The sequence below is a fragment of the Burkholderia sp. 9120 genome (genome assembly GCF_000745015.1).
Lineage (GTDB): Bacteria > Pseudomonadota > Gammaproteobacteria > Burkholderiales > Burkholderiaceae > Paraburkholderia.
In genome coordinates, this window is the sequence record NZ_JQNA01000002.1 from 1,590,303 (window position 1) to 1,605,813 (window position 15,511).

Here is a 15,511-nt window from a genome sequence, read left to right on the forward strand (position 1 = left end):
AGCAACAGCATGACCACGAAGGGCACGATTCTGGTAACCGGCGGTGCAGGCTTTATCGGCTCGCACACCTGCGTCGAACTGCTGAACGGCGGTTTCGACGTCGTGGTAATCGACAATCTCGTGAACAGCAACCGCGAGTCGTTGCGGCGCGTGGAGAAGATCACCGGCCGCGCCGTGACCTTCTACGAAGCCGACGCCTGCGACACAGCAGCGCTCAACCGCATTTTCGACGCGCATCCGATCAGCGGCGCGATCCACTTCGCCGCTTTGAAAGCGGTGGGCGAATCGGTCGCCAAGCCGATCGAGTACTACGGCAACAACGTCGGCAGTTTGCTGAGCCTGCTTGGCGTGATGCGCGATCGCAACGTGAAGCAGTTCGTGTTCAGCTCGTCGGCCACGGTGTATGGCGTGCCGAAGAGCTCGCCGATCGACGAGTCGTTCCCGCTGTCGGCCACCAACCCGTATGGCCAGTCCAAGCTGATCGCCGAGCAGATTCTGCGCGATCTGGAAATCGCGGACCCGTCATGGCGAATCGCCACGCTGCGCTACTTCAATCCGGTCGGCGCGCATGAGAGCGGCTTGATCGGTGAAGATCCGGCCGGCGTGCCCAACAATCTGATGCCGTATGTCGCGCAGGTGGCGGTTGGCAAGCTGGAGAAGCTGCGCGTGTTCGGCGGCGACTACGACACGCCCGACGGCACCGGCGTGCGCGATTACATCCACGTGGTGGATCTGGCCCGCGGGCATCTGGCCGCGCTCGACGCGCTGGTTCAGCGCGACGCGAGCTTCGTGGTGAATCTCGGCACGGGCCAGGGCTACAGCGTGCTGGATGTCGTGCGTTCGTTCGAGAAGGCGTCCGGCAAGCCGGTGCCCTACGAGATCGTGGCGCGCCGTCCGGGCGACGTCGCTTCGTGTTTCGCCGATCCGGCCGCCGCTGAGCGGATCATCGGCTGGCGTGCGCAGTTCGGCATCGAGCGGATGTGCGCGGATCACTGGCGCTGGCAGTCGACCAATCCGCAAGGTTTTGCGTGAGTCTGTTCGAGGTTTGAGTCGGTTTGAAAAACGGCGACGGCGCGATCTTCAGCTTGCTGATCGCGCCGTCGCCGTTTGCGGGATCGCTCCCGAGCTTGCGATGGCCGCCTGAGCGGCGACCTGAGTGGCCAACTACGCGACCATCCCCTCAAGCCGGAACACAGCAACCGCGTCACGCAACGCCACCGCGTGCTCCTCCAGCGATTTCGCCGCGGCCGCCGCTTCCTCGACCAGCGCCGCATTGTGCTGCGTGACCTCGTCGATCTGCGACACCGCCTTGTTGACTTGTTCGATGCCGTCGCTCTGTTCGAGCGCCGACGCTTCAATCTCGCTCATCACGCCGGTCACGCGCTGCACCGCGCTCATTGCTTCGTGGATCGTCTTCTGCGCGTCGGACACGAGCGACGCGCCCTGCTCCACCTTGGCCGCCGATTCGCCGATCAACTCCTTGATCTCCTTCGCCGCCGCGCCGGAGCGCTGCGCGAGGCTGCGCACTTCCGAGGCCACCACCGCGAAGCCGCGCCCCTGCTCGCCGGCCCGCGCCGCTTCCACCGCCGCGTTCAACGCCAGGATGTTGGTCTGAAACGCGATCCCTTCAATCATGCCGATGATCTCGGCCACCTTGCGCGACGACGCGCTGATCCCATCCATTGTTTCGGTCACGCGCGACACCACCGTGCCGCCCCGCGTGACCGTGTCCAGCGCGCCATGCGCGAGCCGGTTCGCCTGCTTCGCGTTGTCGGCGTTCTGCTTCACCGTGGCCGACAGTTGCTCCATGCTGGCCGCGGTCTGCTGAAGCGCCGCCGCCTGCTGCTCGGTACGCGCCGACAGATCCGCGTTGCCCGCCGCGATTTCGTTGGCGCCCTGCGTAATGGCTGTAGTGCTGCCGCGCACCTTGCCCACCGTTTCCACCAGACCGTCACGCATCTTCGTCAGCGCGCCCAGCAACTGGCCCATCTCGTTGCGCGATTTGACCTTGATGGCCACGCTCAGATCGCCAGCGGCGATCCGCTCGAAGTGTTTGACGGTCGCATTGACCGGCTTGATGAGCGCCGCCGACAACGCGACCCGCGCCACCACACTGATCACGATCGCGATCACACCGATCACGCCGAACAGCAGCGTAGCGAGCTGAAAACGCTGCGCGGCGGTGGCTGCCTGCTGATGCTGACTCTCGGTCTGCGCATGCTCGAGCGCATCGATCGCCTTCGAATAGACCGCGTAGAAACCGTTCGCGGTTTCGCCCTGAATGTTGCGGAAGGTATTGAAGTCGAAATCGTTGAGCGCCTTGAACTCCGGCTCGATCGCCTTTTCGACCAGCGCGCTGCGCGCCTGCTCGACGCTCTGCGCGAGGCGCTGTTCTTCGGCGCTGGCGAACGGACCGGCCATGTAATTGCGGAAGTCGTTGTTCGATTCGACCAGCACCTTGTGCGCGGCCGGCAGCAGGTCGTCGGTCTGCTTGCCGACGCTGAACAGCGTCTGATACGAACCCACCGCCAGTTGCACCTGCAACAGCTTCTCGGAACTGGCCTTCAGATGCGATAACGCGACGGCGCTACGCTGGGTGTCGTCGAGACTGCCGTTGGCGAGCTTGAGCGCGCCATAGCCGACGGCGATCACCGTCAGCAGGAAGGCGACGAACACGCTGATCAACAGCGTCAGGCCGCCACGAATTGTGATGTTGTTTAGCATTGGATCTCCGGAGCGTCTTGTCGAGCGGCGGCGAAGCAGGCCGGCCTGCGTTGTGCCGTGTTATGCCGTGTTTTTCGTGCTGGATTCGTGCTTGACTTACACTTCGCCGCATCCAGGTTAACGACCGCGCCGAGGCCTCGTTAAATAGGTGGAATCCATGACTGGCAAGGCTTTGCCGGCCGTTTTCTCGCCACTATCTGGGATTTGACGCCGCTCGCGCGCCCAGCGCGCTTTTCCGGAGCCGTCGCGTTTCGTTTGTATAATTCGGCGTCTTCGCTCAGGCCCACTTTCATGCTTAGTTTTGCGCTCGGCTTTCTCGTTTCACTGCTGATCACGCTGTTGATCGTGCGCTATGCGCATCTGCATGAAAAATTCTCCACCGACACCGATCTGGCCGGCGTGCAGAAATTCCACGTGCATCCGGTGCCGCGCATCGGCGGCGTGGGGATTCTGCTTGGGCTGATCGCGTCCGCGGTGCAGTTGCATCACGCGTATCCGGCCGTGTCGGGCGGCATTCTCGGGCTGATCGCGTGCGGCATGCCGGCTTTCGGCTCGGGCATGATCGAGGATCTGACCAAGCGCGTATCGCCGCTGGCGCGCCTCGTCTGCACGATGGCCGCCGCCGCGCTCGCCTACTTTCTGCTGGATATCGCCGTCACGCGTATCAGCGTGCCGCCGCTCGACTTCCTGCTGTCGTACGCGGTGATCTCCTGCGCGGTCACGGTGCTCGCGGTCGCGGCGCTCGCCAACGCGATCAATATCATCGACGGCTTCAACGGGCTGGCCTCGATGGTCGCGTTCATGATGTTCGCGTCGCTCGCCTATGTGGCGTTCCAGGTGTCTGATCCGGTCGTGCTGTCCGCTTCGTTCATGATGATGGGCGCGGTGCTCGGCTTCTTCATCTGGAATTTCCCGGCGGGGCTGATCTTTCTCGGCGACGGCGGTGCGTACTTCATCGGCTTCATGCTCGCCGAACTGTCGATCCTGCTGGTGATGCGCAATCGCGACGTCTCCGCGTGGTATCCGGTGCTGCTGTTCATGTACCCGATCTTCGAGACCTGCTTCTCGATCTATCGCAAGAAATTCATTCGCGGGATGTCGCCTGGCATTCCCGACGGCGTGCATCTGCACATGCTGGTTTATAAGCGCTTGATGCGCTGGGCGGTGGGTGCGCGCACTGCGCGCGAATTGACGCGGCGCAACTCGCTGACTTCGCCCTATCTGTGGCTGCTGTGCCTGATCGCCGTCGTGCCCGCCACCCTGTTCTGGCGGCATACGCTGCATCTGTTCTGCTTCGTGGTCGTGTTCGCGCTGACTTACGTCTGGCTTTACGTCAGCATCGTGCGCTTCAAATCGCCGCGCTGGATGGTAGTCAGGAAAGCCAAGCGCTAATCGGTAAGCATAAAGTCAGCACTTTGTTTGCATGGCGCGACGACCGCGAATATCATCGGACCAATTTAATAAATAGAAAGGGTCCGTTATGAAGTCGAAAGTCCATTTCTTCGCGCTCGGCTTGCTCGCGGCAAGCCTGCCGGCGTTGGCCAATACGGCAGCGGACAACGTCGTCTGGAGCGCACGGCCGGTCGCCGCGGTGAGCGCGCAGCCCGAGTGCACGGCCTACACGGGCCGGCAGATTACGAATCCCAACGACTCGACGGATCCGCTGACCAGGACCTTGAAAGTGGTCGGCACGATAGCGGCCGCAGGAGCCGTGAGCGCCGCGACGAAAGCGGGTGGTCAGCCGGGGCCGAATCCCTGCAGCGGGCTCTGAGGTGGTCCTAAGGAACGGTGTAGCCAGATAGGAAGAAGGTACAATCATGGGCCAGTAGATACGGCCCAACACGGCGCACTTCGACGTCGTGACGGCCGTCTAAAGTTAAAAAGATATGTCGACGCCCGTTACGCCTTCTTCCCTGAGCGTCAGCCCCCGAAGCCTGTTGCCAGCGTTTTTTCTGCTTACGTATCCTGCGCTCACCCTGCTCATGCATGGCGGCGGGAGCGCCATATCGATTGCAGCCTCGGTCATCTCGCTTGCGCTGCTGCTGAGCCCTAAACGCTGGACCGGCCTCGCGCCGCTCCACTGGGACCCTGTGGATGCACGCCTGTGCGTCGCGATGGCCTGCCCGCTCGCGGCGGTGCTGATCAGTGAGATTGCGCACGCGAAGGTGGTGCCCAATACGCTCGATTCGCCGGCGCGCTTCCTCGCCGCGATGCCGCTCTTTCTGGTCTTGCGACAATTGCTGCCGCGTACGCTCGCGTGGAGCGATCTGTCGTTCGCGTTAGGCGCGCTGATATCGCTCGCGATTCTGCTCATCGCGCCGCAAAACACGAACATCGGCCGGGTTAGCAGCAGTTTTCTGAATCCGATTCACTATGGCGATATCGCATTGGTACTCGGCGCGTTGTCAATTCTTTCGCTGAACTGGTGGCGTAAGGACGGCCTCGCGGTGAGGGTTCTCAAGATTGCCGGGCTGATTGCCGGACTCACTGCGTCGGTGCTGACCGGCTCGCGCGGCGGTTGGGTCGCCTTGCCGGTGGTGGCCGTGCTGATTGTGTATGTGCGTGGCCGCGGCAAGTCGCGTCGCTGGAAAGTGCTGTTGCCGCTCGCGATCGTCGCGATCCTGGCTGGCGTGTTTGTTTTTTCGTCTTCCGCGCGAGACCGGGTCATCGACCTGTCAACGGATCTGACCAGCTACGAGCATGGACAGCGCGACACGTCGCTCGGCATCCGTCTGCAGTTGTATGAGACGGCGCTCAAGATCGTCGAGAGCCATCCGCTTCTCGGATTGGGCGCGCATGGCTTTCGCGACAGCATGCAGTCGTTTGCCAACGCAGGCATGCTCACTCCGTTAGCCGCGCAAAACGGCAAGGGCGAGACGCATAACCAGTTCTTCGCTTATCTGACGGATTACGGTATTCTCGGCGGCCTTGCGCTGCTGTCGATCTACATCGTGCCGGGCGTACTCTTCTGGAAGCGGCTTAGTGCGCCGGCAGGCCCCGCTAATCGCGCCGCGCTGATGGGGCTGACGTTCGTGGTGTCGTTCTGGATTTTCGGTCTGACGGTCGAAACGTTCGACCTGAAAATGACCGTCGCCTTCTATGCGACGATGATCGCAATGCTCGCAGCGCTGGCTACCTATGCCGACAAGGCCGGCAACGCCGCAAGCGTTCCACCTCGATAACGCTGGTCTTCGCAGACGGATAGCCGGACACGCGCCCGGCCTACTGCGCAATTCCTTTTCCGACCTGAACTCCCGCCGAACAGAAATCAGCCGCGACGCATGTGACCGCGGCAGATTCCTTTTGCGGGATCACACACCGCCGCTTTGCGGGCGCGGCGTCGGGCCCGAAACGACGGACGGACGCACCGTCGGTAAGCTCTGCAGCACTGGCGCCATGGTGGTTTGATACTCCGGCACCCAGCGGCGCAAATCGCGGCGCACTTCCTCGTCGGATAGGACGCGGCGCTGCATCAGCCACGGCAGCAGCTCGTCGAGCAGATGGTCCGGTACTTCGCGCGCGCGTGCGATGCGCAGCTTCGGATGCGGCGTACGCGTGGTGGTCTCGTCGTCCGCAAGCAGTTCCTCGTAAAGCTTTTCGCCCGGCCGCAAACCGGTGAACACGATGCGAATCTGCTCTTCGGTGAAACCGTGCAGACGAATCAGATCGCGGGCGAGATCAGTGATTCGCACAGGCTCGCCCATGTCCAGAATGAATATCTCGCCGCCACGCCCCATGCTGGATGCCTGCAGCACGAGTTGCGACGCTTCCGGAATCGTCATGAAAAAGCGTGTGATTTCCGGGTGCGTCACCGTGATGGGACCGCCTTTGCCGATCTGCTCTTCGAACTTCGGAATCACGCTGCCCGCGCTGCCCAACACGTTGCCGAAACGAACGGTCTCGAACTGCGTGTTCTCGCTCGTTTGCTGCAACGCCTGACAGGCCATTTCCGCGAGCCGCTTACTCGCGCCCATCACGTTGGTGGGATTGACGGCTTTGTCGGTGGAGACCAGCACGAAATGCTTTACGTTGTGGCGTATCGCCGCGCGGGCCACCCGATAGGTGCCGAGCACGTTGTTGCGCACCGCCTGCCATGCGTTCAGCTCTTCCATGAGCGGCACATGCTTGTAGGCAGCAGCATGGAATACGATGTGCGGCATGTAGCGCGACACGACCTGGTCGAGCAGCAGCGAATCCTTCGCATCACCAACGATAGGAATCACGGACAAATCCGGAAAGCGGTCGCGCAGTTCTTCAGTGAGCCGGTACATCGCGAACTCGGACAGATCGTAGGCGACCAGTTGCGCGGGCGCGAAACGCAATATCTGCCGGCAGAGTTCCGAGCCGATCGAACCGCCCGCGCCGGTCACCATCACCACGCGGCCATGCAGCAGTGCCTCGACGTGCGGTGTGTCGATCGTCACGGCGGCGCGGCCGAGCAGATCTTCGAGATCGATCTGCCGAACGCGCGACAGGAACGCCTGACCTTGCGTGAGCGTGGTGAGCGCGGGCAGCACCATGGCGCGCACGCCGGCATTCAGACACAGCGCCGCCACGCGCCGCTGGTTTTCGACGGAGGCCGAAGGGATCGCGATGATCGCGTGCGCCGCGTCGAATTTTTCCGCCCAACGCGACAGATCGCTGATCGCACCGAGCACCTTATAGCCGTAGATTTCGCGGCCTTGCTTGGCCGTATCGTCGTCGAGCAGACCGACCAGCCGCCACTCACTGGAGCGCGACAATTCGCGCGCCAGACTCGCGCCCGCGCTGCCCGCGCCAAGCACGATAACCGGCTTGCCCTGAGCGACGAGGCCGCCATAAAGATAGAACTCTTTGGCGGCGCGATAGAGCGCACGCGGACCGCCCATCGCGAGGAACAGAAGCAACGGCGATGCGATCAACACCGAGCGCGGAACGATCGGCACCGGCTGCACCACCACCGACACGACCATCACGGTGAGCGCGCCCCACCCCACTGCCTTCGAGATGCGTATCAGGTCCGGCAGGCTGGCGAACACCCAGATCCCGCGATACAGGCCGAATAGCCTGAACATCAGGCCATAAACAGGAATCACCCACACCAGTGCTCTCAGCGCACCACCCCAGAACTCGGTCGGGACGGGACCGTTGAATCGAATCATGTACGCGCCGAGCCATGCTCCCATGACTGCGCATAAATCGAAGATGAAGGCAATGAACGATATCCATGAGGATTTATGTCGAAACATCGGGGCCACACCTCCTATTGCTGTTGCTCAGAAACAATGCCGATGAAGGCCGCCAGATGTGCAGTGAACTTGCGCATGGAAGACTGCGCACGCATGAGGCACATCTATAAAACCGGACGGTCCAGCCTCCGCAAGGCATTGATTATGCCGTGGCGTTCTACGGGAAGCCAATGTTATGGCCGCCGCCAAAGTGCGCAGCAGCAATTTTCACACCGCTCACGGCCGATCGCTTTTCCGCTCCGGAGCGAATTACATAGTACGCTTGTTGCCCATGCGCAAAAGCTGAATCTCGCCTGCCGGCAATGGGCCCGCGCGCCGCCGCACTGCGCGCGCCACTGTGTATGCCACCCTCTGATACGGAGCGCAACCGTGCCTCGCAATCCGCGAATTCGCATCACCCATGTCGAGCACCTGTCCAACAACTGGAACAGGCTCGACAAGTTCAGTCTCGACTACGTTCGCACCAACGGCGAGACCCAGGCGCTGACGCGCGAGATCTACCACGTCGACGACGGGGCCACCGTGCTGCTCTACGATGCCACGCGTCGCACGGTGATCCTCGTGCGGCAGTTCCGCTTGCCCGCCTATCTGCGCGGCGGCTCGGGCGATCTGCTGGAAACGCCTGCCGGCTTTCTCGACGGCGCCGATCCCGAGGCCCGCATGAAGCAGGAAGTGGAAGAAGAGACCGGTTACCGGATCGGGTCGATGAAAAAAGTCTTCAACGCGTTGATGGTGCCCGGCTGTGTCACGCACGCAGTGCACTTTTTCGTCGCGCCGTATGCACCGGATGACAAGATCGCCAGCGGCGGCGGCGTAGTCGAGGAAGGAGAAGACATCGAAGTGGTCGAACTGACCGTCGACGACGCATTGAAGAGGGTGGCGCGTGGCGAAATTACCGACGGCAAGACCATCATTCTCCTGCAGTACGCAGCACTGCAATTGTTTGGAAAGGATGCCGATATATCGGCGTAGCTGTGCGAATCGATGTGATTCGCCGCGAGCAATTTCTGCAGGGCAGCCATGGCATGCCGTCCGGTCGAATGGTGTTGCAGGAACGCCCGGTTGACGGCATATTGGGCAGACATTTCGTGACCTTCGACGAGGCCCGTACGGCACGAGCGTGCGTTCAGCGCTGCGCGAAGTTTGCACCGCGGATCTCAGCAAAACGCGGCGCGGTGCGTGCCGGTCAAGCAACGGGGAATGTTACCAGGCAAGATGAATTGTTACCAAAGAAAAGGGCCGGTACGCAATCGCAGTTAGTAACCGCGATACAATTATCTGCACTATGCCATTAACAACGGCTCCTAACGATTCCACAATATGCATCAAACACCTGCCGTAGCGCGCCGCACGTCCTCCGACCTGGTACGCCAGGTTTCCAGATCGTTCAAGCTGATCATTGTGCTCGGCATACTCGGCGCCTTGGCTGGCGCTGTGCTCTCGCACTTCATGCAACCCAAGTGGATTGCAAGAATGACGATCCAGATCGGGCAAATTTCGTCGCCGCAGGGTGGCGGCGTGGTCAGCCGTCCGATCGAAAATCAATTGACCGCCGCCGATCGCTACAACCTGCCCGCGCTGCGCCTGCATGTGCTCGGCGATCTCGGTTTGCCCGTGCCCGACAGCGGCTCCCGGCAATCCAAAGTGATTTTCGACACGCTCGTGGCCACACCCGCACGAAGCCCTGATCTGATCATGCTGCAAGTCTCGGCGTATTCGCGAAACGATGCCACCGCAGCATTGCTGGCGTCTTTCAAGACGTTCTCGGCGCCTCATCAAAAGATGTTCGATCCCGCGATCGATGACCTGAAAAGCCAGCTTGCCACCTCGACCGCCAAGCTTGCCCAGGCCGAGCAGGAATACAGGCAGACTTATCAGTCGCTTCAGTCGACCACGGCGCAGGGCAATGCGAGCGCCAGTGACCCGCGCAATGTGCTGGTGACCAATATGGCCACTACGCTCAATCAGCAGGTCCTCGATTTAAGGCAACAGACCATTGCGCTCCAGCAGGCCGTCAGCCCGCTGCTAACCTACCCGACGCGCATTGTCGAGGCGCCCTATACGCCGCTTCGCTCAAGCACACCGAGCATGCTGCTTCTGATCGCTATCGGTATCGTGCTTGGATTACTGGTTGGCGTCGCGTGGGCAGTGAGCCCGAAATTGCGTTGAGTCAGTCGGGATTGCGTTGAAGTATCCGGCCCCATCGGGCCGGTTTTTTTGCCCGCTTGTTTTTTGTTGGCGTACCGTCGTGCGGCAATTAAACCGGCGCGTCGGCCGCTTGTGACACGTAACCTTGCACCTGTTGCTGAAGAATCTCGCTGATACACGACCGGTCATTCTGTTCCGCCGCGACACGCATCCGGGTCAGCACAACGGCGAGTTCGGACCAGCCCACGAAGTCCTCGCGCGCCTTCATGATGCGCTCATGTGCGGTGGGCTCGGGGTTGTCGCCGATCAGCAGTTCCTCGTAAAGCTTCTCGCCCGGGCGCAAGCCGGTGACATTAATTTCGATGTCGCCGCCCGGGTTGCGTTCGTCCCGAATCGACAGACCGGACAACTGGATCATGCGCTTAGCCAGATCCATGATCTTGACCGACTCGCCCATGTCGAGCACAAAGACCTCGCCGCCGTGCGCCATCGCGCCGGCCTGCAACACCAGTTGAGCCGCCTCGGGAATCGTCATGAAATAGCGGGTGACGTCCTGATGCGTGACTGTCAGCGGCCCGCCTTCCAGCAGTTGCCGGCGGAATAGCGGCACGACGCTGCCGCTACTGCCGAGCACGTTACCGAAGCGGACCATCGCGAACAGCGTGCGGTTTTCCACCAGTTCGCCAGGTTCACCGTCGAGTAACTCGAACGACACGCTTCGGCTCGCAGACAGCGCCTGCAATACCAGCTCGGCCATGCGCTTGGTCGCACCCATGATGTTGGTCGGACGCACCGCCTTGTCTGTCGAGACAAGCACAAAATACTCGACGCCGCATTCCATCGCGGCGCGTGCCATGTTCAATGTGCCGAACACGTTATTCAGGATACCTTCCGACGGATTGCACTCGACGAGCGGCACATGTTTGTAGGCGGCGGCATGATAAACCGTGGCCGGCCGATGCTCACGGCAGATCTCGCGCAGGCGTCTCAGGTTGGACACGCTCGCCAGCAAGGGGACGATCTCGACCTGCAACGCGTGTTCGGCGCACAGCCGCAGCAGTTCGCTGTGGATCGTGTAGAGCCCGAACTCGTTATGTTCGACCAGCACCAGACGGCGCGGATTCTCCTGAATGATCTGGCGGCAAAGCTCACCGCCGATGCTCCCGCCCGCGCCCGTCACCAGCACCGTCTTGCCCAACAGGTTACGCGCCAGCAGCGCGGCGTCCGGTGGCACCGGCGCGCGGCCGAGCAGATCCTCGACGTCCAGTTCCTGGAAGTCGCCGACCGTCACGCGGCCCGACGCGAGGTCGGCCATGCCTGGCAGCGTACGCACGTGAACGGGCACCTCGCGCAACTTGTCGATGATCGCATTACGGCGCGCCCGGCCCAGCGACGGCACGGCCAGCAGAATGTCGGTCACGCCCATGCGCTCGACCGCCTCGGGCACATCGCTCAAGCCCATGATGTCGACCCCGTTGATGCTGCGGCCAACCTTTGCGGCATCTTCGTCGATAAACCCGAGCAGCACGAACTGCCGCGCGATACCCAGCGCGGACGCCGTTTGCACGCCGGCCGCGCCAGCGCCGTAAATCAGCAGGCGGCCTTCTTCATGGCGGCCCCTGAAAGGCGAACCTGCCAGCCAGAAGCGCGCCATCGCTCTGCTTGCGCCAACCAGCAGCAGGAACAGCATCGGCTGGATGATCCCCAGCGTGCGCGGCACACCGTCGAGCTTCAGCACCACCAGCACACAGAAGAACAGCACGCCGTAGAGTCCCACGGCTTTGGCCGTACTCGCCAGCGCGGCCATCCCCGTATAGCGGAAGATCGCGCGATACAGACCCAGTCGCACGAACAGCGGAAAAGCTAGCAGCGGCGCGAGCAGGTACACGTAGCCCTGCTGCAGTTGCGGCAAGCCGACCTGATTGATGCGCAGGTAGAACGAGATCCACACCGAGACAAGCGCAAGCACCAGGTCCAACACCACGACGACCGTGACCTTGAACGAGCGCGGCAACGCTAGCAACGGCGTGCGGGCGGTTTTGATAAATGACATTATTAAACTGCTCAACTCGCTTGAAGGGCCGTGCCCGGGGCCAGCACGGCACCGTCTTGCACCTTGACGCCGTAACCCAGGGCCGAGCCGGCTTGCATCCACGCCGCCCGCCCCAGAATCGATCCGCCGGCCATGGCGGCATGCACGCCCAGGTGACCGAAGTCCTCGACCTTGCAGTGGTGATCGACCGCAGCGCCGCAATTGACGATAACGCCACGGCCCAACTGCGCCTCCGTGCCGATGATCGCGCCGGCCATTATTGCGCTGCCGGGTCCGATCACGGCCCGAAGCGACACTACCGCCGCGGGGTGGGCAATTACCGGCAGCTCGAACCCCAGCTCAGCCAGCCGGTCCAGCAATTTTTCACGCAGGCTGTTGTTGCCTATCGCGACGATCGCGGCATCCGCATGCGCGCGGTAGTTCTCCAGCGTGGCCGTCTTGCCGAACACCGGCCAATCCCAGACGCGCGCCAGATCCGGCGCCGCGTCGTCGGCAAATCCCGCCAGCCGGAAGACGCCGCCGAGTAGCACGGCCTCCGCCAGGGAGCGGCCGTGGCCGCCCGCGCCGACAATCAATAGATTCTTCATTTCCGCGATCCTCAGTGCGTAATTCCGTCTCGTCGAATCACCTTCGCGAAGGTCATCCACAAGATGCGGATATCGAACCACAAGGAACGACGCTCCATGTATTCCTTATCCAGCCGCACCTTCTGCGGAATCGGCAACTCATCGCGTCCGTTCACCTGCGCCCAGCCGGTCAATCCCGGCGCGAGCGTGTGAATGCCTTCGCGAGTGCGCAGTTCGATCAGGTCCGCCTGATTGAAGAGCGCGGGCCGCGGGCCCACCAGACTCATATCGCCTTTCAGAATGCTCCAGATCTGCGGCAATTCATCCAGGCTACTTTTGCGCAGGAAGCTGCCGATCGGCGTCAGATACGCATTCGCGTCCGCCAGCAGATGCGTGGCGACCGCGGGCGTGCCCACTCGCATGCTTCTGAATTTTGGCATCCTGAAGATGTCGTTATTCCGCCCAACGCGGTCCGACCAGTACAGGACCGGCCCCGCCGACGTCAGCCGCACCGCCAATGCCACGATCGCAATCGGAATCAGCAGCAACACGCTGGCGCAAATCGCCACCACCAGATCAAATAGACGCTTCACTTCGATAGTCCCCCGCGGCTTGCCTCAATCCCTCGTCGACCGACAAGGGAGGATGCCAGGCCAGCAATTCTTTTGTTTTCGAAATATCCACCTGCAGCGATCCGCACAGTCGCTGTGCGATGGCCGGCTTGCCCACCGCCGACGCGCCCAACCGAAGCAACGCCGCCGGCAATGGAATCAGCCTGGCCGGCCGCCCCATGGCACGCCCCATTCGCCGCAGCAACTCGGTCGTCGACAGATCTTCGCCGTCGGACACGAGGAACGTTTGATTCGCCGCTGCCGGATGGCTGATACACGCGACAATCAACGCGACGAGGTTATCCAGCGCGACCAGGCTACGCGCATTGTGAATCGCGCCTAGCGGCAACGGGATGCCGCGCTTCAGCCAGCGCATCATGGCCTGAAAATTGGCCTTCACCCCCGGGCCGTACACCAATGGCGGCCGAATGATCGCGACCTCCATGCCGGTGCGACGCGCGATCTCGCGCAAGCCCTGCTCCGCTTCCATCTTGGAGATGCCGTATGCGTCGAGTGGCGCGGGTGTGTCGCCCGCCGAGAACGGTCGTCCAGGCACCGTTGCCTCGCCGTTCACCTTGATCGAACTGATGAAAACGAAGCGGATCACGCCAGCGGCTGCTGCCTGTTCAGCAAGGTTTAACGTGCCGGCGACGTTAATCCGTCGAAATTCAGCGAGCGGGTCCGCAGCGGCATCGTCCATGACGTGAACCCGCGCGGCGGCGTGAACGACAGCGGAAACGCCCGCCAGCGCATCGCGCCAGTTCAGTTCGGCCGACAGATCGGCGATCTGGACGCTTTGTGCGCCTTCGGGCACGACAGCATCCGGACGACGGACGCACGCGCGCACCGCAACGCCTTTGCGGGCCAGTTCGGCCACCACGGCCCGGCCGACGAATCCGGTTGCGCCAGTGACGAGAATCATTTTGCCCTCCCCGATTCGACTGGCCGGCTTGTACCGTAAGACATCGTCTTGAGCCAGCTTTCCAGCCGGCCGATCAGCGTATCCCGATCGAATTCGCGCAGGCTCAGCGCCTTGGCGTTATGTCCCATCAACGCACGCTCTTCTTCGGTCATGCGCGAGAGCGCCAACACGCAGTCGGCCAATGCCGCCTGGTCGCCCGCCGCGCAGGTTATGCCCGCGCCGCCCTGACTGACCACCTCGGCGCCTTCGCCATTGAGCATGGCCATAATCGGCACGCCGGCGACCAGATACGATTGCAGCTTGCCCGGTATCGTCATGGCGAAGATCGGCTCGTCTTTCAGACTCACCAGAAGCGCCTGCGCGTGCCTGAAAAACGCCGGCATTCGCTCGACCGGATGCCGGCCCAGCATCAACACGTTGTGCTGCAGCCCGCGGCGCTCGATCTCCTCGGTCACCCAGCTCGCCATCCGCCCGTCGCCGACGATCAGCCAGCGAATATGCCGATACTCCTTCAAGCGCTCCGCCGCACCCAGAATGGCGGGAAAGTCCTGCGCGTCGCCAATGTTCCCGGCGAACATCACATTGAAACTGTCCGGCGCATGCGGCACCTCTTCGGCGGGCGCGACGGCCACCGAATCGAACAGCGATTCGGCCCAGCTCGGAAAATACTCGACGCGGCTATCCGCGCCCGCATACTTGCGGATCTGCGGAATGAAGCTGTTTGACTGGGCAAGAATCAGGTCACAACGTTTGTAGATGAAGCTGACCAGTTTCCCCACCGCGCGCAGTATCGCGGGCGAGCGGACCACGCCGATGGCCTGCAGCGTTTCGGGCCACAGATCCAGCACCCAGAACGCCATCGGCGCGCGCTTCACCGCGCGCAGCGCGGCTGCCGGCAAGCCGACGGTAATCGGTGAAGGCTCGTAGGCAAACACCGCATCGAAGTGCCGCCCGCGCAGCTTCCAGATGCCGAGCAACGACGCACTCGCGGCGAACGAGAAATAATTCAGCATCAGACGCAGCCCGCCGTTCCCTCTGGGCAGCATCGGCACTCGAATCACCTCCGCGCCCTCGTAGCGCGAGAAGGCTTCCGGGTTGTCCTTGAACTGTGGAAACACCGCCCCTTCGGGATAGTTCGGGAGCCCCGTCAGCACCGTCACGTCATGACCCCGCCGCACCAACTCGGCGACCAGATCATTGATTCGGAAATTCTCGGGCCAGAAGTACTGGGTCACCACAAGCAGCCGCATGCCTTGTCC

Annotated in this window: 13 protein-coding genes; 6 read left to right on the forward strand and 7 right to left on the reverse strand. The window is 62.3% G+C overall.

Going from position 1 to position 15,511, the window contains the following annotated elements:
* Positions 1-9 precede the first annotated feature (9 nt).
* Positions 10-1,032: a UDP-glucose 4-epimerase GalE gene (gene galE / locus FA94_RS15360; RefSeq protein WP_035552653.1), complete on the forward strand. Its 1,023-nt coding sequence runs from the start codon at positions 10-12 to the stop codon at positions 1,030-1,032.
* Between the two features lie 132 nt (positions 1,033-1,164).
* Here the strand turns inward: galE and FA94_RS15365 are convergent, their stop codons facing one another.
* Positions 1,165-2,724, reverse strand: a complete 1,560-nt coding sequence (locus tag FA94_RS15365) for a methyl-accepting chemotaxis protein (protein ID WP_035552654.1) — start codon at positions 2,722-2,724, stop codon at positions 1,165-1,167.
* Between the two features lie 291 nt (positions 2,725-3,015).
* Here FA94_RS15365 and FA94_RS15370 point away from each other — a divergent pair, with 291 nt between their 5' ends.
* From FA94_RS15370 to FA94_RS15380, 3 genes are all read left to right on the forward strand, one after another.
* The gene (locus FA94_RS15370; RefSeq protein ID WP_035552655.1) at positions 3,016-4,116 is read left to right on the forward strand and encodes an MraY family glycosyltransferase; all 1,101 of its coding nucleotides are present in this window, start codon (positions 3,016-3,018) and stop codon (positions 4,114-4,116) included.
* 88 nt (positions 4,117-4,204) lie between these two features.
* Positions 4,205-4,495 (forward strand): hypothetical protein, encoded by a 291-nt coding sequence (locus FA94_RS15375; RefSeq protein ID WP_035552657.1) that lies wholly within the window; start codon positions 4,205-4,207, stop codon positions 4,493-4,495.
* A 166-nt stretch (positions 4,496-4,661) separates the two neighbouring features.
* Positions 4,662-5,906 (forward strand): O-antigen ligase family protein, encoded by a 1,245-nt coding sequence (locus FA94_RS15380; RefSeq protein WP_231584962.1) that lies wholly within the window; start codon positions 4,662-4,664, stop codon positions 5,904-5,906.
* Between the two features lie 129 nt (positions 5,907-6,035).
* Here the strand turns inward: FA94_RS15380 and FA94_RS15385 are convergent, their stop codons facing one another.
* Positions 6,036-7,952, reverse strand: a complete 1,917-nt coding sequence (locus tag FA94_RS15385; RefSeq protein WP_035552659.1) for a polysaccharide biosynthesis protein — start codon at positions 7,950-7,952, stop codon at positions 6,036-6,038.
* A 369-nt stretch (positions 7,953-8,321) separates the two neighbouring features.
* On the opposite strand from FA94_RS15385, the gene FA94_RS15390 reads away from it, so the two are divergent.
* Together FA94_RS15390 and FA94_RS15395 are read left to right on the forward strand one after the other, a co-directional pair.
* Positions 8,322-8,924, forward strand: coding sequence for an NUDIX domain-containing protein (locus FA94_RS15390; protein ID WP_035552660.1), 603 nt, complete (start codon positions 8,322-8,324; stop codon positions 8,922-8,924).
* A 348-nt stretch (positions 8,925-9,272) separates the two neighbouring features.
* Positions 9,273-10,121, forward strand: coding sequence for a Wzz/FepE/Etk N-terminal domain-containing protein (locus FA94_RS15395; RefSeq protein WP_035552661.1), 849 nt, complete (start codon positions 9,273-9,275; stop codon positions 10,119-10,121).
* An 88-nt stretch (positions 10,122-10,209) separates the two neighbouring features.
* Here FA94_RS15395 and FA94_RS15400 read toward each other — a convergent pair whose 3' ends face one another.
* The 5 genes from FA94_RS15400 to FA94_RS15420 are packed head-to-tail and all read right to left on the reverse strand — an operon-like array spanning position 10,210 to position 15,502.
* Positions 10,210-12,153 (reverse strand): polysaccharide biosynthesis protein, encoded by a 1,944-nt coding sequence (locus tag FA94_RS15400; protein WP_035552662.1) that lies wholly within the window; start codon positions 12,151-12,153, stop codon positions 10,210-10,212.
* An 11-nt stretch (positions 12,154-12,164) separates the two neighbouring features.
* Entirely contained in the window at positions 12,165-12,740 is a 576-nt protein-coding gene (locus FA94_RS15405) for a NeuD/PglB/VioB family sugar acetyltransferase (protein WP_035552663.1), read from the reverse strand.
* 11 nt (positions 12,741-12,751) lie between these two features.
* Positions 12,752-13,312 carry a sugar transferase gene (locus FA94_RS15410; protein ID WP_035552664.1) on the reverse strand — a complete coding sequence of 187 codons (561 nt, stop codon included), beginning with the start codon at positions 13,310-13,312 and terminating at the stop codon, positions 12,752-12,754.
* Complete coding sequence (locus FA94_RS15415) at positions 13,296-14,252, reverse strand: UDP-glucose 4-epimerase family protein (protein ID WP_035552665.1); 957 nt, start codon at positions 14,250-14,252, stop codon at positions 13,296-13,298. Before FA94_RS15415 ends, FA94_RS15410 begins: the two co-directional genes overlap by 17 nt.
* Positions 14,249-15,502 carry a glycosyltransferase family 4 protein gene (locus FA94_RS15420; RefSeq protein ID WP_035552668.1) on the reverse strand — a complete coding sequence of 418 codons (1,254 nt, stop codon included), beginning with the start codon at positions 15,500-15,502 and terminating at the stop codon, positions 14,249-14,251. The genes FA94_RS15415 and FA94_RS15420 overlap by 4 nt, the downstream gene beginning before the upstream one ends.
* Between the last annotated feature and the right edge of the window lie 9 nt (positions 15,503-15,511).